16 protein-coding genes are annotated in these 18,104 nt (G+C 66.4%); 9 read left to right on the top strand and 7 right to left on the bottom strand.

Features of this window, described 5'->3' with window-relative positions; translation table 11 throughout:
* Positions 1-14 precede the first annotated feature (14 nt).
* A complete protein-coding gene (locus KTC28_RS12110; RefSeq protein ID WP_216707429.1) occupies positions 15-1,136 on the top strand; it encodes an HlyD family secretion protein in 1,122 nt (373 codons plus the stop codon).
* A 28-nt stretch (positions 1,137-1,164) separates the two neighbouring features.
* Here KTC28_RS12110 and KTC28_RS12105 read toward each other — a convergent pair whose 3' ends face one another.
* The 7 genes from KTC28_RS12105 to KTC28_RS12075 are packed head-to-tail and all read right to left on the bottom strand — an operon-like array spanning position 1,165 to position 8,876.
* Entirely contained in the window at positions 1,165-2,124 is a 960-nt protein-coding gene (locus KTC28_RS12105; protein WP_216707428.1) for a fumarylacetoacetate hydrolase family protein, read from the bottom strand.
* Between the two features lie 25 nt (positions 2,125-2,149).
* The gene (locus KTC28_RS12100; protein ID WP_216707427.1) at positions 2,150-2,713 is read right to left on the bottom strand and encodes a cupin domain-containing protein; all 564 of its coding nucleotides are present in this window, start codon (positions 2,711-2,713) and stop codon (positions 2,150-2,152) included.
* Positions 2,714-2,731: 18 nt separating this feature from the next.
* The gene (locus KTC28_RS12095) at positions 2,732-3,214 is read right to left on the bottom strand and encodes a hypothetical protein (protein ID WP_216707426.1); all 483 of its coding nucleotides are present in this window, start codon (positions 3,212-3,214) and stop codon (positions 2,732-2,734) included.
* Positions 3,214-4,371 (bottom strand): alpha/beta hydrolase family protein, encoded by a 1,158-nt coding sequence (locus KTC28_RS12090; RefSeq protein ID WP_216707425.1) that lies wholly within the window; start codon positions 4,369-4,371, stop codon positions 3,214-3,216. Before KTC28_RS12090 ends, KTC28_RS12095 begins: the two co-directional genes overlap by 1 nt.
* Positions 4,372-4,375: 4 nt before the next feature.
* Positions 4,376-5,278, bottom strand: a complete 903-nt coding sequence (locus KTC28_RS12085) for a VOC family protein (RefSeq protein ID WP_216707424.1) — start codon at positions 5,276-5,278, stop codon at positions 4,376-4,378.
* A gap of 12 nt (positions 5,279-5,290) precedes the next feature.
* Complete coding sequence (locus tag KTC28_RS12080) at positions 5,291-6,406, bottom strand: FAD-dependent oxidoreductase (RefSeq protein ID WP_216707423.1); 1,116 nt, start codon at positions 6,404-6,406, stop codon at positions 5,291-5,293.
* Positions 6,407-6,446: 40 nt separating this feature from the next.
* Entirely contained in the window at positions 6,447-8,876 is a 2,430-nt protein-coding gene (locus KTC28_RS12075; protein WP_216707422.1) for a TonB-dependent receptor, read from the bottom strand.
* Positions 8,877-8,989: 113 nt separating this feature from the next.
* On the opposite strand from KTC28_RS12075, the gene KTC28_RS12070 reads away from it, so the two are divergent.
* The 8 genes from KTC28_RS12070 (at position 8,990) to KTC28_RS12035 (ending at position 18,092) form a co-directional block, all read left to right on the top strand.
* The gene (locus KTC28_RS12070) at positions 8,990-9,892 is read left to right on the top strand and encodes a LysR family transcriptional regulator (protein WP_216707421.1); all 903 of its coding nucleotides are present in this window, start codon (positions 8,990-8,992) and stop codon (positions 9,890-9,892) included.
* Between the two features lie 101 nt (positions 9,893-9,993).
* Positions 9,994-11,013 carry an amidohydrolase family protein gene (locus KTC28_RS12065; RefSeq protein ID WP_216707420.1) on the top strand — a complete coding sequence of 340 codons (1,020 nt, stop codon included), beginning with the start codon at positions 9,994-9,996 and terminating at the stop codon, positions 11,011-11,013.
* A gap of 221 nt (positions 11,014-11,234) precedes the next feature.
* A complete protein-coding gene (locus tag KTC28_RS12060) occupies positions 11,235-12,362 on the top strand; it encodes a cobalamin-independent methionine synthase II family protein (RefSeq protein ID WP_255601974.1) in 1,128 nt (375 codons plus the stop codon).
* Entirely contained in the window at positions 12,359-13,957 is a 1,599-nt protein-coding gene (mdlC, locus tag KTC28_RS12055) for a benzoylformate decarboxylase (protein ID WP_216707419.1), read from the top strand. Before KTC28_RS12060 ends, mdlC begins: the two co-directional genes overlap by 4 nt.
* 42 nt (positions 13,958-13,999) lie before the next feature.
* The gene (locus KTC28_RS12050; RefSeq protein WP_216707418.1) at positions 14,000-16,429 is read left to right on the top strand and encodes a TonB-dependent receptor; all 2,430 of its coding nucleotides are present in this window, start codon (positions 14,000-14,002) and stop codon (positions 16,427-16,429) included.
* A 10-nt stretch (positions 16,430-16,439) separates the two neighbouring features.
* Positions 16,440-16,856 (top strand): protocatechuate 4,5-dioxygenase subunit alpha, encoded by a 417-nt coding sequence (gene ligA / locus KTC28_RS12045; protein WP_216707417.1) that lies wholly within the window; start codon positions 16,440-16,442, stop codon positions 16,854-16,856.
* Position 16,857: 1 nt separating this feature from the next.
* Positions 16,858-17,697 carry a class III extradiol dioxygenase subunit beta gene (locus tag KTC28_RS12040; RefSeq protein WP_216707416.1) on the top strand — a complete coding sequence of 280 codons (840 nt, stop codon included), beginning with the start codon at positions 16,858-16,860 and terminating at the stop codon, positions 17,695-17,697.
* Positions 17,694-18,092, top strand: a complete 399-nt coding sequence (locus KTC28_RS12035; RefSeq protein ID WP_255601973.1) for a nuclear transport factor 2 family protein — start codon at positions 17,694-17,696, stop codon at positions 18,090-18,092. Before KTC28_RS12040 ends, KTC28_RS12035 begins: the two co-directional genes overlap by 4 nt.
* Positions 18,093-18,104: the final 12 nt, after the last annotated feature.

The following is an 18,104-nucleotide window of genomic DNA, read 5'->3' as shown; positions in this document are numbered from 1 at the left end:
GCAAGGGTCCGACGATGGATGCGATGACGACGAGCGGGACGATCGAGGCGACGCCCCGGCGACGGCGCCTGCCGCGCCCGTCGCGCCGGACGATATTGGCATCGGTGGTCGCGATCACGATTGCCGCCGGCGGGGCGCTATGGATCACCGCCGCACCGTCGAGCCAGTCGACCGACGACGCCTATGTCGCTGCCGACGCCACGTCGGTCGCGCCCAAGGTCCGCGGGCTCGTCGCCGCAGTACTGGTCCGCGACAACCAATCTGTCTGCGCCGGCCAGCCGATCATCCGGATTGATCCCGAAGAGTTTGCCGCAAAGGAGGCGCAGGCCCGCGCCGCGATTGCCGATGCCGCCGCCGGAGTTGCCTCAGCCCGCGCCGCGATTATCAGCCTCGACGCCGAGCAGCGCCTCGCATCGTCGGAGACCGTCGCCGCCCGCACCGCCATCCGCTCTGCCGACGCGCAGTCAAGCCGCGCCGGGGCCGACCGCCGCCGCTTCGATGCCCTTGTCGCGAGCGGGGCTGTCGCCCGGCGCGAAGCCGACACCTATGCCGCCGCCGCCGTGACTGCCGAACAGGATGCCGCTCGCGCCCGCGCGTTGCTATCGGTGTCGGACGCCACCGCCGGAGTGACCCGCGCCAAGCGCGCCGGTCTCGAGGCGGCGTTGCAGACCGCCCGTGCCCGCGCAGCCCAAGCCGATGCGGCACTCGACCTGGCCCAGCAGGACAGCCGGCACGCGACGATCCTTGCCCCCATCGACGGCACCGTTGGCAACCGTCAGGTCCGCGTCGGCGATTATGTCCAGCCCGGCACGCGACTTCTGACGCTGGTGCCGCTCCACGATCTGTATGTCACAGCCAACTTCAAGGAGACGCAGACTGCGCAAATTCGCCCCGGCCAACGGGTCACAATCGATGCCGATGCCCTGCCCGGCACCCATCTCTACGGTCGGGTGGAGAGCCTTGCTCCGGGGTCGGGTGCGAGCTTTGCGCTTTTGCCGTTCGAACCTGGCACCGGCAATTTTACCAAGATCGTGCAACGCGTCGGTGTCCGCATCCGCTTCGATCCGAACCAGCCTGGGGCCGGTCTGCTGCGCCCGGGCCTGTCGGTTACGGCGCGGGTGAAACTCGACAGATGAACGCCACTTGCGATGGAGTTGGCTCAGCTTACCGGCGCACCACGACTTGATCGATCGCTCCAAACGGGGCCGAGGCGTCGGGCAGCTTCGCTTCGAGCCGCACGCGGTCGCCGAACTTCATGAACCCGGTGGTCGCGGCACCATCGGCGATCATCTCGATCGCGCGCCGCTCGGAGATGCAACTCGACCCGACCTTGGCATAGCCTTTATTGGCGACGGTGCCCGAGCCGATGATCGTGCCGGCGACAAGGTCGCGTGTCCCGGCCGCATGTGCAACGAGGTCATGGAAGCCGTAATCCATTTCACGACCGTTGGCCCGGCCAAAGGGTTTGCCGTTCCATTCGATCGTCAGGTCGAGCCCGACGCGACCGTCGCGCCAGTCTTCGCCGAGCGCATCGGGGGTCACCGCGAACGGCGCCATCGAGCATGCGGGCTTCGCCTGGACCCAGCCGAAGCCGGTCCGCATCTCGGGCACCGCGAGCGCACGCAGCGACCAGTCGTTTATCTGGACGATCAGCTTGATGTGCGCCATCGCGTCGGCGGCGGAAATCCCCATCGGCACAGCATCGACGACCACGCCGAACTCGCCCTCGAAGTCGATGCCTCCCGCCTCGTCGATGAACGGCACCGGGTCGGTGGGGCCATAAAAGCGGTCGGACATCCCTTGGTACATCAAAGGCTTGTCGGTTACGATCGGCGCGGTGCCGAAGGCGACTTCCATAAGCTTGCCGTGGGTCGAGAAGGCCGAGCCGTCGAGCCACTGCCATGATCGCGGCAGCGGCGCGTGCACCGTGTCATATGCGAATGGCTCACCCTCGGTCTCGACCCGCTCCGCCATTGCGCGCAGTTCGGGCTCGGCGCGGCTCCAGTCGCCGATCGCAGCGAGCAGGTTCGGCCATGGGGTGCCGAACAGCGCTCGCGTGCCGTCACTGCTGACAACCCCGAGTTCACCGTCGGGCTTGCCGTTGTTCCGCGTAGCCAGTCTCACGCATGGTTTCCTTGTATCAAGCGGTTCAGGCTAGACCGTCCGCATACGCGCCATCGATCAGAATGAAGGCGATCCGGCAATTCTTGCCCGACCGGTTTGCCCAGCCGTGGTTGGTGCCGCGCTGGACGACGATGTCGCCGGCGCGGACGACCGTTTCGCCATCGTCGACGATCAGCACGAGTTCGCCCTCGAGGACGATGCCGTAGTCGACCGTTTGCGTGCGATGCATCATCGCGTGGCGCGACCCCGCCGAATGTGACGATGCCGCCCCTGCCCCGACCTCGGCGAAGTGCGCCGCCGCCTCCTCGGGCGTGAGCGTCGCCATCCGCGTATCTTCGGGCGGAATATCGAGGACGCGGATGCGGGTGCCGTTCTGCGGCGGCGCGAGCTTGATGCCGTCCTCGGCGGGCTCGCCCGACGCGCGGTCGATCCGCGCGGGCGTCTCGCGGGTGTTCCACACCTCGTAGAACATTGGCCCGATTTCGCCGCCGATCCGCTGGACGCGCGGCGGCGGGCCGTCCTCCTGGATGATCGCGTTGCCCTGCGCGTCATGGCCGGTGACGATGCGGCGGAAGGGGGCTGTCGACATGGTTCGCTCCTGTTGGGATCAGCGGGACGGGATAAGCGGCGAAATGCCGTGCAGTGCGGCACGAACCCCGATCGGCGTAACGATCGCGGCGAGCGCGGCACCATACGCGATCTTGATCGCCGCACCGGCAAGCCATGGCAGCGTCGCCGCTCCGCCGACCGCTGCGACAATCGCCCCGACGAGTGCGCCCACCCCGGCAGCGATCGCCGCCATCAGGATCGCGCGCAACACCAGCATCTGTGGCAGCGGCGACCGGCCCGGCAGGGGCGCGATCAAGCCTGCGGCGAGGCGGCGGCGCGTGAGAAAGCCTGGGACGAGGACCGACATCAGGGTGATGGCGAACGATTGCGGGATGAAGTCGAAGCCGAGCCCGCCGGTCCACGCCAGCGCAACGGCGGCGAACGGCGGAAAGAAGCCGATATAGAACAGCAGGCTGAGCACCGAATTGATCGCAATGCTCAGCCGCGTCTCACGCTGCAGATAATCGGCGAGCGAAGTCATTACTCGCTGCGGCCCCCGAGCGTGTCGGCGAACCAGTCGGAGATATAGTCGCGCCCGAACGCCATGTTGTCCGCCCCGACATGCTCGACGCCGCCCTCGCGCTCGGTGAAGATGCGGAGTTCGCGGCGTGGGCTGTTGACGAGCTGGTCGTACGACTGGTGCGCGTAGTCGACCGAGATCTGGCGGTCCTTGGCCCCATGCGTGACGAGGAACGGCACCTTAATCCGCGACATTTGACCATCGAGGCCCATCTCGGCGGACTTGGCGAGGAAGTCGTCCATGCCGCTCGCGCCGAACGCCCAGAACACGTGGCTCCAATAATGCGGGATCGGATTTTCACCTTCCTTGCGGATGCGCTTGTCCTGGACCTCGCGCCAGTTGTGATTGGCCCCCCAAACCGCGCCCGAGGCGAAGCGCGGTTCGTGAGCGACCGCGCGCGGAGCGAAATGCCCGCCGAGGCTGATCCCGGTCATGCCGATGCGCGCGGCATCGACGTCCGCCCTCGCTTCGAGCCAGTCGACCGCCCTCGACGCCCAGCTCTCGCTGTGCGGATCGACCGGCAGACCCTGAAGCCGCAGCGCCTCGCCCGATCCGGGCTGGTCTACGCACAGGGTCGAGATGCCGCGGCGGGCAAGCGCCTCGGGCAGGCCCGACCAGTAAAGCAGCTCCTTGCAGCTATCGAGGCCGTTGCAATAGACCACGACCGGCTTCGGCCCGTCGCCGGGAGCGCGGGTGAACAGCGCGGGCATCGTCCCCGTCGCGAGCGGAATCTCGACCCGCTCGCGGTTGATCGCTCCAAGTTCGGTCGAGCGCGCGAAGGTCGCGAGCGCGCGGGCATAGGTATCGGCGCGGCCCGGCGAGCCATGGCCCTGCATCCGCTCGGCGACGAACAGGTAGAGTGCGGCGCGTTCGAGCTTGTCCGATGCCGAGAACCCGCGCCCGAGCTTGTCGTCCTCGTCGGCGAGCCCGGTCAGCCGGTCGGCCATCTCGACCCAGCGCGCCATGAACTGCGGTGTCCCGGCGTCGGCCCCCGATGCCGCTGCGTCGCGGATCGGCTGGCACATGTCGATGATCTCACCGATGCGCCCGCCGCTTTCGAGCGCGATCGCGACCGACAGGTTCCAGATATAGTTGGGGAAATACTCGAACAGCGACATCGGCTCAGACGTCCGACGGCTGGAACAGGCGCGGATCGACGTGCGGCTTCGGCATCGTCTGCGGACCGCCGACCCCGGTCCCCCACTGGTCCATGACGTGCGGCCCCGGCGCGATGACACGGTCCTCATGGGCGTCGAAATCGACCTCCTCGAGCTCGGAGGTATATTCGACGGCAAAGCCGTTCGGCGTCGTGAAATAGCTGAAGGTGTTGTTGCCTGCGGTGTGCCGCCCGGGACCCCACAGCAGGTCGGTCCCCATCTTCCGCAGCCGGCTCGCGCCGCGCATCATGTCGTCGGCGGTGAGCATGTCGAACGCGACATGGTTGAGGTGCGGCGGTCCTGGCAGCACCGCGAGGCGGTGATGCGCGGTGTTGCAGCGCAGGAACACCATGAACTCGCCGAGCCAGTCCGACACGCGGAAGCCGAGCACATCGGTGAAGAATGCCGCCATCGCCCGGTTGTCGGGCGAGTGGAGGACGATGTGGCTGATCTTGACCGGCATCCCTTCCCAGCGCTCCATCGTCCGGCTGTCACCGCGCGCGACGTCGCTCGACACCTCGAACGGCAAGCCGTCGGGAGAGAAAAAGCGGAAACCGTAGCCGCCGCCGGGGGCGTCGAGATCGCGCGGAGCGTGGATGATCTTGCAGCCCGCGGCGACGACGTTGTCGTGGAGCGCCTCGACATCGGCACGGTCGTCGGCGGCAAGCGCGATGACCTCGATGTGGTTGACCTCCGACTTGCGCAGCCGGACGACGTGGTGCTCGGCCGAGCCATGGGTCTTGAACCACGCCATGTCGTCGGTCGACGCAACCTCGACGAGGCCCCAGCTATCGGCGTAGAATTTACGCTCGGCGTCGAGATCCTCGACGGCGTAGCCGACGTAGCGAATTTCGGTAACACGGCTCATCGTCGTCGCTCCTCAGATCGGTTGCGCGGTGCGCTTGAACATTTCCGCAGTGGCCACGGCGTTATCGACCGGCGGCGCGAGGCCGAGCTGGCCGCGGCAGATCGCGAGCGACGAGTCGACGATGTAGCGGCAGCGGTCGAAGCGGCGGTCATGATAGGCTTTGAACGCCTCCTCGGGCGTGTCGTGGCGGCCGATCTCGTCGGCAAGCACGAGCGAGTCCTCGATCGCCATGCCGGCGCCCTGCCCGAGATGCGGTGTCGTCGCATGGACGGCGTCGCCGAGCAGTACGACCCTGCCCTTATGCCACGGCCCGGTGATGAGGATCGTCTCGAGCGGGCGGTACACCACCTCGTCATCGTCGACGATCGACTCGCCAAGAGCGCGGATATCAGGCGCGTGGCCAACGAGCTTGGCGCGCATCGCCTCGGCCAGCCCCTCGCGCGGATAGCGGGGATTGCCCGGCTCGGGGGTCGTCACATAGACGTACATCAAAGCGTCGCTGATCGGGACCAGACCGGCGCCGATGCGCCCGTTATAGACGTGGAGTGCGTCGAGCCCTTCGGGGCGTGGCACATTGTACCGCCACACCGCCTGCCCGGTAAATTCGGGCTTGGGAGCTTCGGGGAATAGTCGCTCGCGCGTTTCGGAATACAGGCCGTCGGCCCCGATCACCATATCGAAGCGCTCGCTGCCACCGTCGGCGAAGGCGACACTCACACCCGCGCCGTCATCGTCGATCGCCGTCACGCTGACCCCGAGCCGGACGTCGGCACCCGCCGCCTTGGTCCGGTTGCCCAAGACTGCGTGGAGCGCCTTGCGGCTGATGCCGAGGTTGGCCGGATAGCGCTCGACGAGGCGCGGCGACGGGACCGTGGCAACGAGCATCCCGTTGGGGGCATGGACCGCGACCTTGTCGAAGCCGACACCCGCAGCGAGATAGTCGTCGATCACTCCGAGCTCGGTCATCGCGCGGATGACATTGCCCTGCTGGATGATGCCGACGCCGTAGACCGACCACGTCGGGTCGCGCTCGATCACCGTGACGCGGTGCCCGGCGGCACGCAGCGCGATCGCGGCGGTCAGCCCGCCGATCCCGCCGCCGATTATGAGGATCGACTGGTCTTTCACAATGTCATCCTTATGCCGCTCGCCCGCATCGTCAGCCTCATCAGAAGGTGTATCCGGCGCGGACACCGAAGGTGCGCGGGGCCGAGGTCGTGGCAACGAGCGCGTTGGCGACGCTGACGGTCGGGGTGTTGACGATGATCCGGTCGTTCTCGAGATTGCGGATGAAACCGGTTATCTGCCAGTGGCCGCCATCGGGGCCGAAGCCGAGCTGGACGTTGGTCGTCCAGGTGCTGTGAACCAGCTCCTCGGGAAGGAATTCGGCCTCGACGTAGCGCTTGGTCCGGAACTGGGTATCGACGCTGCCGACGACCTTGAACCCGCCGACACGGACGGTCTGCTGCGCCGCGAGGGTCAGCGTCCACTTCGGCGCATTAAACCCCGGGAAGCCCGCGCAGTTGATCGTGTAGACCCCTGCTGTCAGCGTCGTCGGGCATCCGGTCAGCGGCGGCGTCGCCTGGGCAGGTTGGTTGTAGGTGAAGCTCTTATACTTGCTGTCGAGATACTGGACCTCGCCGGTCAGCAGCGTGTCGGGCAGCGGCAGGACCTCGACGTTGGCCTCGACCCCCTTGATCGTCGACTGGCCGATGTTCTGGCTGAACTGCCCCTGGTTGCCGTTGGCGTCGACTCCGATCCGCCCGATCTGCTGGTCGGTATAATCCCACCAGAAGGCCTCGACGTTCAGCTGGAGTTTGTTGTCGAGGAAGCGGTTCTTCACCCCGACCGTATAAGCGGTGATGAATTCGGGCTTGTACGTCTCATACCCGGCGGCGAGCGAAAAGCCGCCCGAACGGTAGCCGCGCTCGACGCTGGCATAACCGAGCGATCGCGGCGCGATGTCGAACTCCGCTGCGCCGCGCCAAGTCACCTGGCTCGACGGCAGCGTCGCGTCGACGATCGTCGCGACGCGGCTGAGGATCGCGCCGGTGGCACCGATCGGACGTGCCTGCCCCGCCGGCGGGACGATGAACGGCGGCTGCAGCGCGTTGTAATTGGTGCCGACCGGGAGCAGCGGCGTCGTCGGGCAGCTCGGCACGCCGAAAGCGTTGCGCTGGGTGCAGACGACGACGAAGACGTCGGCGCGGCCGTTGAAGTCCTTGTGGTCGTCGGTGTAGCGGACGCCCCCGATCAGGCGGAAGCGATCGGTGACGTTGGCGACGACGCGCCCGAACACCGCCCAGCTCTTGGTGCTCGACGTGTAGAACTGGTACGCGTTGAGCGCCTGCTGCGCGAAGGTATAATTACCGTCGACCTTTTCGTCGAAATAATAACCCCCGACGACATAGTCGAACGGCCCGATGCGCTTGCCGTTGAAGCGCGCCTCGAGGCTATACTGCTCGTCCTTCTCACGGATCAGGCCGATGAACGCCGCCGCGCCGAAGTTGTAGTTGAGATCGGCCTTGCGATACGCCGGGATGACGGTCAGCGTGCCCGCGCCGGTGTCCCAGTTCAGCTCGCCGTTGACGCCGTAGAACTTGTTGTCGAGGTAGACATTATTGGCGAGCGGATCGGCGGTGCGGCCCGAGACCCCGAGGAACAGCGTTTGGCGGTACGCCTGCGCCTTGGGATCGAACAGCCCGACCTGCGCGCCGAGTCCCGAGGGCACGAAGTTATACGCCCCCGTCTGGAAGTTAAGCGCATAGGCACCATCGTACGACGAGCCGACACCCTTGCCGCCGCTGTGCGAATAATCCCCGGCGAGGCGCAGCTTGAGATCGGGCGACGGCTCGACGAGGACCTGGGCGCGTACTGCCTGCGTCTTCTCGTCGGACGTGCCATCGGTCAGATAGCCGTCGCGCGACACGACGTTGCCCGACACGCGGACCGCAGCGATGCTGCCGATCGGCACGTTGACTGCGCCCTGGACGTTGACCGCGTTGTAATTGCCGTAGCTCGCATCGACGAAGCCCGAGACTTCGCCCAGCTTGGGCCGCGCGGGAAGGATGTTGATCGCGCCGGCGGTGGCGTTGCGCCCGTACAGCGTGCCCTGCGGCCCCTTGAGCACTTCGAGGCGTTCGAGATCGTAGAATAGCCCCGAGGTCGACGTCGGACGGCCGAGGTAGACCCCGTCGTAGTTCACCGCGATCGCCGGGTCCGAATAACCGTTGACGGTGAAGTTGCCGACGCCGCGCAGGAAGAAGGTCTTATTGGCGCCGCCCGCGTCCTGGACCTGGAGCGACGGGACGATGCGGTTGAGGTCGGACGGCTGGGTAATCCCCTGCGCCAGGACCTGGGTGCCCGACACGACGTCGATCGCGACACCGGCACGCTGCGAGGACTCGACCCGGCGCTGCGCGGTGATGACGATATCGGTCAGGCCCTGACTGGCAGCGTCGCCAGTCGACGCTGCCGCTGCCGCGGGTGCCACCCGCGAAGGTGTCGGAGCCGGGGCCGGGGTTTCGGTCACCTGTGCCAATGCCGGACCGCCGATCGCTAGCGTGAGCGCCGTTCCGGCCAGCAGGAAATGCCGCATCAGTCTTCTCCCCAAGTCGCGTGGCCTCTTCCGGGCCGAGCAGCGAACTCGCAGACGCTTGCATATTCGTCGAGTTTTTAGTTTTGATGATTGATCACAAATGGAATTGATGGATGCGCCTCGACCGCTTTGATCTGAATTTGCTCGTGGCCTTCCATTTCCTGATGGAAGAGCGAAGCGTGACCGCAGCAGCGCGCCGCCTGAATGTCACGCAATCGGCGATGAGCGCCTCGCTTAAACGGCTCCGCGATGCGTTCCAGGACGACATCCTCGTCCTGCACAGCAAAACGATGGTTCCGACGCCGCGAGCATTGACCCTCGCGCCCGAAATCGGCCGCGCCATCGTCATGCTGCGGAGCCTGATATCTTCGGGTGCGCGGTTTGATCCGGCGACCTCCGACCGCTCGTTCCGTATCGCAGCATCGGACTATATCACGACCGTGCTGATGGCACCGCTATGCCGCGATCTCGTGCACGAAGCACCGTCGATCCGCTTTGACATCTCGCTGCCGACCGAGGAAACCTCGCACCGGCTTGCCAAGGGCGAGTTCGATCTTGCGCTGACTCCGCATGAATTCGTCGATCCGCAACATCCGACCGAGCTGTTGATCGAGGAGAGCCATGTTGTCGTCGGCTGGGACGCAAATCCATTGCTCGCCGGCGAATTGACCCTCGAGCAATTCGCCACAGCCGGGCACGTCGCGGTCCAGATCGTCGGGCGCAACACCTTCATAGAGAACGTTCTCGCGCAGCGCGGGATCGTTCGACGCATCGAGCTCGTCGCGCCGTCGTTCATTCAGGTGCCGTCGCTCCTGCCGGGCACGATGCGCCTTGCGATGATGCACGGCCGGCTCGCGCGGCTGATGGCACCGGGGTTCGCGCTCAAGGTCGTGCCGGCCCCGTTCGACGTGCCGCTGATGCAAGAGGTCATGCAGTATCATTCGGCCCGGGAACGCGACGAGGGGCTGCTCTGGCTACGCGCCAAGCTACGGGCAATGGCGGCTCGGATGCCTTGACTTCACGGCGACGGCGTCGCTTAGCCCGCGCGTCGCCGGGCGGACGGATGAAATCGCCAGCGCATAGGTGCAGTGGGGATCAACCACTTATGATACGATCGATGCCGGTCAGCCGTCGCGCCGTGATGATCGGAGGCGCTGCGATCACCCTTGGTGGCGCGCTTCGAGCGCAGCCGGCGCACGTGTTCACGTCCTCGGCAATCGACGTCCACCATCATTACCTGCCGCCGTTCTACAAGCCGCTCGCCAAGCCGTGGCTCGACCGCTTCGCCACCGGGGTCGATGCAGTCCTCGCGTGGACACCCGAGGCATCGCTTGCGGCGATGGACGCGGCGCAAGTCGAGCGCGTCGTCCTGTCGATCTCGGCCCCTGGGGTGCATTTCGGCGATGACGCACAGGCGCAGAGCCTCGCGCGCGATTGCAACGACTACGCCTCCGCCCTCGGTGCCAGCCACAAGGGCCGATTCGACTTCTTCGCCGCGTTGCCGATGCCCGACGTCGATGGCGCGATCCGCGAGGCAGAGCGCGCTCTGGCACTGCCCGGCGCACGCGGAGTCGGGCTGCTTTCGAATTACGGCGGCCGCTACCTCGGGGACGCCCATTTCGCGCCGCTGTTCGCGTGGCTCGGACGCCGCGGTGCGATCGTCTATGTCCACCCGACCGACGCGCCATGCTGCACTGGGCTGGTGCCCGAGATGGCGACGCCGCTGATCGAATTCCCCGTCGATACCGGTCGGACAATTGCCAGCCTGTTGTGGTCGGGTATGTTGAGCGCCCATCCGAACATCCGGTTCATCTTCTCGCACGGCGGCGGCATCCTGCCGATGGTCGCCGAGCGCGTTGCCTCAATGGGCTATGTCCGGCGCGACCTGATGGCGAAGGTGCCCGGCGGAGCAATGGCCGCCCTGTCACGAATCTACGTCGACACCGCCAGCGTCACCACGCCCGGCGCAATGGCTGCGCTGACCGCATCGCTGCCTGCCGACCACATCCTATACGGCACCGATTTCCCTTGGGGCGGGTTGGCAAATTCGCGCGCAGCATTGAAGCGGCTCGATCTGTCCGCCTCGCAACTCGACGGTATCGAATCGCGCAATGCGCGGACGCTGCTTGGCATTTGAGCCAAGCTTCGTGCCGCGTCATACGGCTGTCGGGCCTGAAAAATCGCGTTGCGCTTGCTCAAGCCGGACCAACAGGTTAACATCGGACATGTGAATTCTTCATCCATGTGAAAGACGTTATTTAGGGCGTGCAGGGATGGCGACTGCGGGGAGATGACGTTGATACAGGCTATTTCCGGTCGGACGCGCGACGGCGAGCACGTCGTTGGGGGATCGAACACGTGATCGCGACGACGCATGTCGGCAGCCTGCCCCGAGGGCCGGAACTGACGCCCCTCCTCCTCGCCCGCGACGCCGGTGATCCATATGACGCAGTCGCATTCGACACATTGGTCCAGTCGGCAGTCGACGCTGCCGTCGCGGCCCAGGTTAAAGCAGGTGTGACGATCGTCAGCGACGGCGAACTCGGCAAGGTCGGCTACTCGACGTACATCATCGAACGGCTCGAAGGTTTTGGCGGCAATAGCGCGCGCAAGCCCGCGCTCGACCTCGCACCGCTGCCCGAACTGCGCACCAAGCTCGCCGCGATCATGGGCGCGCAGGAATTCACCCGCGCGGCATGCATTGCGCCGGTCAAGCTGCGGACGCTCGAGCCGCTCTACGACGATATCCGCCGCTTCCGCGCCGCGCTCGACCGCCACGGAAATGGCACGCGGGCATTCCTCAACGCCGCCTCGCCGGGACTGATCACCGCGTTCCAGGCGAACGAATATTACCCGACCCACGACGCCTACCTCGCCGCATTGGTCGACGCGATGCGCCCCGAATACGAGGCGATCGCGGCTGCCGGGTTCGAGGTCCAGCTCGACTGCCCCGACCTCGCGATGTCGCACCACACCGGCTATCAGGACATGGACGAAGCCGAGTTTTTGCGGACGATCGCCGCGAATGTCGATGCGCTCAACGCCGCAACCGCGAACATCGCGCCCGACAAGATGCGGATGCACATCTGCTGGGGGAATTACGAGGGGCCGCACACCCACGACATCGCGCTCGAGAAGATCATCGACATCATCCTCCGCGCGCGCCCGTCGACGATCCTGTTCGAGGCCGCCAACCCGCGCCACGAGCATGAGTGGAAGATCTGGCGCGATGCCAAGCTGCCCGGCGACAAGATCCTCGCGCCGGGGCTGATCGACACCTGCTCGAACTATGTCGAACATCCCGAGCTGATTGCACAACGGATCGAGCGCTTCATCGACATCGTCGGTCCCGACCGAGTCGTCGCGAGCACCGATTGCGGCTTTGGCACCTTCGCCGGCTACGGCAAGATCGATCCGGCGGTGACGTGGATGAAGCTGCGTGCGCTGCGCGAGGGGGCCGACATCGCGGCGGCCCGCCTGCGTTGACCGCGAAGGGACTTCATGTCGAAGCACTGGCGCCGACGGAGGGTCCGACCGTCCGCGACGCGGTGATGTGGCTGCTCGCCGACCTCGACATGACGACGATCTTCGGTAATCCCGGGTCGACCGAGCTGCCGATGTTCCGCGACCTGCCCGGCAGCTTTCGCTACATCCTCGGGCTGCAGGAGTCGGTCGTCCTCGCGATGGCCGATGGCTATGCGCAGGCGACCGGGCGCGCCGCGCTGGTCAACCTCCACAGCTCGGCGGGGCTCGGCCACGCGATGGGCAATTTGTTCACCGCCTTCCGTAATGGCACGCCGTTGGTGGTCACCGCGGGCCAGCAGGCGCGGTCGATGCTGCCGCTGTCGCCGTTCCTGTTCGCCGAGCGCGCTACCGAGATGCCGCAGCCGTTCGTCAAATGGGCGGTCGAGCCCGCGCGCGCCGAAGACGTCCCGCTGGCAATTGCGCGCGCCTATCACATCGCGATGCAGGCGCCGCGCGGACCGGTGTTCGTCTCGATCCCGATCGACGACTGGGAGCGCCCGTGCGGCTTTCATGTCCCGGCGCGGACCAGCGGCCGGACCGGCCCCGACCCCGCAGCGGTCGACGAGTTGGTCGAAATCCTGCGCGGCAGCCGTCGCCCGGTGATCGTCGCCGGAGCTGGCGTCGCCAACAACAGTGCACGCGCGGCGCTGGTAACGCTCGCCGAGCGGTTGCAAGCGGGCGTGTGGGTCGCGCCGATGGCGGCGCGCAACCCGTTTCCCGAGGACCACGCGCTGTTCCGCGGCTTCCTGCCGGCGTCGCGCGAGGCGATCGTCGGCCAGCTCGGCGACGCCGACTGCGTCCTCGTCCTCGGCGCGCCCGCGTTCACCTATCATGTCGAGGGTAAGGGGCCGTTCGTTCCCGCTGGCGCAGCGCTCGTCCAAATCGGTGACGACCCCGCGGTCGCGGCGCGGATGCCCGAGGGCCTCGCGATCGTCGGCGACGTCCGGTTGACGCTCGACCTGCTCCTCGAGCGCGTCGACCCGCGCGGGGCAATTCCGGTCGAGGTCAGGACGGTCCTCACCCCGCCCGTCGACTCCCTCACCGATGCTCTGCTTATGGCCCGGCTCGCGACGCTCAGGCCCGCCAGCATCGCGATCGTCGAGGAGGCCCCGAGCACGCGCGGGCCGCTCCACGACTACTTCCCGATCCGCGAAGGCGACGAGTTCTACACCTGCGCGAGTGGCGGTCTCGGCCACGGCCTGCCTGCCGCGATCGGCGTCGCGCTGGCGAACCCCGGCGCATCTGTGCTGTGCATCGTCGGCGACGGGTCGGCGATGTACGCGGTCCAAGGCCTGTGGTCGGCGGTGATGCTGAAGGCCGACGTCCGCTTCGTCGTCGTCAACAACGGCGGCTATGTCGCGCTCGATCATTTCGCCGCGCTGTTCGGGATCGAGGCGGTCGGGAGCAAGCTGCCCGGGATCGACTTCGCCGGCATCGCCGCAAGCCAGGGCATGGCGGCTGAAACGGTCAGCGAGGTCGCCGATCTCGATGCCGCGATCATTCGCCTGTTTGCGGCCCCCGGCCCGCGCCTGCTAGAAGTAATCGTAACAACTTAACAATATCGACCGGTAGAAAGCCGGTGTTCAAGGGGAAGATAAGTGAAGACAATCGCGTTCACCGTGGCGTTGCTTGCGACCACGAGCAGCTATGCCCAGTTGGCCCCCGCTACGGCGACCCCCGGCTCGGGCGTGCCGGCCGCTGCCGCCGAGACCGAAACGGTCGACGGCGACATCGTCGTCACCGCACAAAAGCGCCGCCAGTCGCTGCAGGACGTCAGCGCCGCAGTCAGCGCGCTCGGGGCAGACCGGCTCCAGTCGGCGCAAGTGAATAGCCTGCAGGACCTCCAGACGATCGTTCCGGCGGTCAACTTCGGCAGCGACTTCAACCAGGCAAAGATCTTCATCCGCGGCGTCGGCGCGAACACCTCTACGACCGGTAGCGCCACCGGCGTCGCGCTCCACGTCGACGGTGCCTATGTCGCGCGCGCCGAAGCCCAGCTGACGTCGCTGTTCGACCTTCAGCGCGTCGAAGTGCTCCGCGGACCGCAGGGCGCGCTTTACGGGCGCAATGCCGTCGGCGGGTCGATCAACCTGATCACCGCGAAGCCGACCGACGAGCTCGAGGGCTATGCGCGGCTCACCTACGGCAATTACAACTCAATCAATTCCGAGGTCGCAATCGGCGGCCCGGTCACCACCGGCATCGACTTCCGCATCGCCGCGAAGACCGAAAATCACGACGGCTTCGGGCACAACCCGGTCAACGGCAGCGATATCGACAATCTCAACCGCCGGATGGTCCGCGGCCAGTTGCTATTCGACCTCGCGCCCAAGACGACACTGCTGCTCAGCGGCGAGTATTTCCGCCAGGACGATGCTTCGGGTGCGATCCATTACCTTCGCCCGTCGTTCCCGGGGGTCGCCCGCCTCGCCCCGCTCGGCACCGGCGGCTATGCGACCAACCCGCGCGATCTCGCCACCGAGTCCAATCCCGGCACCAACACCCAGACCTACGCCTTCACCGCGACCTTTCACACCGAGCTGACCGACACGCTCGGCATCACCGACATCGCCAACTACCGCAACTTCCAGTCGTCGCTGTTCCAGGACCTCGACCTGTCGGCAGTGGTCGACAGCCTTGCGAGCAACGGCCAGGCGACGACGGTGCAGGAGCGGCGGATCGATTCGAAGCAGGTCAGCAACGAATTCCAGCTCAATTATAACTCGCACCTGATGAACGCCGTCGTCGGGCTTTACTACTTCAACGAGCGCCAGCGCCCGCGCGACACAGTTGGCCTAAGCGACCTCAACGGCCAGGCATCGAACATCGGCGTGCTTAACGCCGCCGGGGTCAACCTCGCCAACGCATACGACCTGTGCGGCTACTCGCCGAGCACCGTCTCCGGCGGCTCGATGGTGATCGCACCGAAACGCGTCTGCACGCATTCGAATCTCGGCGACGAGACCTATGCGATCTTCGGTCAGACCGAGATCAAGCTCGGGGAGGTCACCGACGCGCTGCAGGGCGTCTCGCTCAAGCTCGGCGGGCGGTATTCGAGCGAGCACGTCACGTCGGAGAACCCGGCAGTCGTCATCACCCGTAACGGTCTCGGCCCGGTGATCGTCTACACCGCCGACGCCACCCGCCGGGCGCGGACCTTCAAGGACTTCACCCCGACCGCCGGCGTCGAATGGCAGCCCAGCCGTAACCTGCTGCTTTACTACACCTATTCCGAGGGCTTTAAGGCAGGGTCGCCCGAAAACGCCGCCGGCAGCACGACGATCATCGACCCCGAGACGATCAAGAATCATGAAGTCGGCATCAAGGCGACGGTAGCGCGCTGGCTGACGGTCAATCTCGCGGGCTACAGCTATGTTTTGAACGGCCTCCAGCTCAACAAGACGATCGCGGGTGGTCCGACCGGCTACACGACGATCTTCCAGAATGCCGCCAAGACCCGCGCCAAGGGCTTCGAGCTCGAGACCACCGCCCGTCCCGTCCAGGGCCTGACCCTGTCGGGCGCGGTGTCGTACACCGACTCGCATTTCGTCGACTATCCGACACTCGATCCGCTCAACCCCGCGAACGTCTCCGGTGGCACGCCGTACAACGCCGTGACCAACCCAAATCCGACGGCATTCGGGGCGCCGGGCAGCGGCAACATCCAGCTCGCGGGCAATCCGACACGCAACAGCCCGCGCTGGGCGGCAAACGCCCATGCCGCCTATGAACTGCAGGTCGCCGGGCTGCACGGGTCGGTGACGCCGTCGCTCGACGTGTCGTACAAGGGCAAGACCTATTTCAGCGAGTTCAAGCGCGATATCGAAAGCAGCAACGCTTATACGATGGTCGATGCGTCGCTGACATATGCCCGCGACGGCGACCACATCACCGTCCAGGCATGGGTCAAGAACCTCAACGACGTCTTCCGCCCGTCGAGCACCTTTGCGCTGGCGACAGGCCGCCTGATCGGCGCGACGTATCTGCCGCCGCGGACCTTCGGCGGGACGATTGGCTACAAGTTCTAGGAGGCTGACGATGGACGGTTCTTCGCCGCAGGGCCCGGGATACGATGCCGCCGATCTGGCGGATATTCCGGGCACGACGATCTTCACCACGGCAAGCTCGCGGCGGGCGTACCAGCTCCACCGCTTCTGCATGTCGCTGATGAAGGTGGAGAACCGCGCCGCGTTCAAGGCCGACGAGGGCGCTTACCTCGACCGCTTCGCGATGACGCCTGAGCAGCGCCAAGGGGTCGTCGACCGCGACTTCAACCGCCTGATCGGGCTCGGCGGCAACATCTACTTCCTCGTCAAGATCTCGAACACCGATGGCTGGAGCGTCCAGCGCGCGGTTGGCACGATGGCCGGGATGAGCGGCGAGGATTATGCAGCAATGATGATCGCCGGGGGCCGCTCACCGGTCGGCAACCGCTCGATCGCCGGGAGGCACTGAGATGGCGCGGATTACGGCAGGCGTCGGGACGAGCCACGTTCCGGCGATCGGGGCGGCGATCGACCTGAAGAAGTCGGCCGAACCGTATTGGGCGCCGGTGTTCGCCGGTTACGACTGGAGCCGCGCGTGGGAGCTTGAGGAGCGGCCCGATGTCGTCATCCTCGTATTCAACGATCATGCGACGAGCCTGATGCTCGAGGTCGTGCCGACCTTCGCGATCGGTTGCGCCGACAGCTATACCCCCGCCGACGAAGGCTGGGGCGCGCGCCCGGTGCCGGTCGTCGAGGGGCATCCCGAACTCGCCGCGCACATCGCCCAATCGCTGATCATCGACGAGTTCGACATGACCATCCTGAACGAGATGGAGGTCGACCACGGCATGACCGTGCCGCTGTCGCTGCTGTTCGGCAGCGTCGAGCAATGGCCGGTCCGCGTCGTGCCCGTGATGGTCAACGTCACCCAGTTCCCTCCGCCGTCGGGCGACCGCTGCTATCGGCTCGGCGAAGCGATCGCCCGCGCGGTGGCGTCGTTCCCCGAGGACCTCAACGTCCAGGTCTGGGGCACCGGCGGGATGAGCCACCAGCTCCAGGGCCCACGCGCGGGACTGATCAACCGCGAGTTCGACACCGCCTTCCTCGACCGCCTCGCAGACAGCCCCGAAGCGCTGCGGAAGATTACGCATTACGAATATCTTCGTGAGGCAGGGTCGGAGGGCATCGAACTGATCATGTGGCTGATCATGCGCGGCGCGCTGGGCCGCGATCCGGTCGAGCGCCACCGCTTCTACCATGTCCCGGCGTCGAATACCGCGGTCGGGCATATCGTGCTGGAGGCCGCGTGATCGACGACGCCAAGCGCCGCGCAATCGAGGCCGACTGCGCTCGCCTGATCGCGCTCTACGCCAATCTCGTCGACCGGGCCGACTGGGCAGGCGCCGCGGCGCTTTATGCCGATGATGGCGTCCTGATCCGCCCGACCGCGCCCGACGAGCCGATCTCCGGGCGCGCCGCGATCCTCGCCGCTTTTCTCGCTCGGCCCGCCCGCATCACCCGGCATTTCTGCACGAACGTCGTCGTCGACGTCGACAGCGCGACCGAAGCGCGGAGCGAGTGCGCGATGCTGTTATTCAATGGCCCCGGGCTACCGCTAGTCGGGTCGTTTCACGACCGCTTCGTGCAAACGCCCGAGGGCTGGCGCTTCGCCGAGCGGCGCGGCTCGATCGTTGTCGCGGGATGACGGCGCCCAACC

Source organism: Polymorphobacter megasporae, assembly GCF_018982885.2.
Classification (GTDB): domain Bacteria; phylum Pseudomonadota; class Alphaproteobacteria; order Sphingomonadales; family Sphingomonadaceae; genus Polymorphobacter_B; species Polymorphobacter_B megasporae.
The sequence above is the reverse complement of the archived record's forward strand: the minus strand, read 5'-3'. Positions and strand labels throughout refer to the sequence as shown.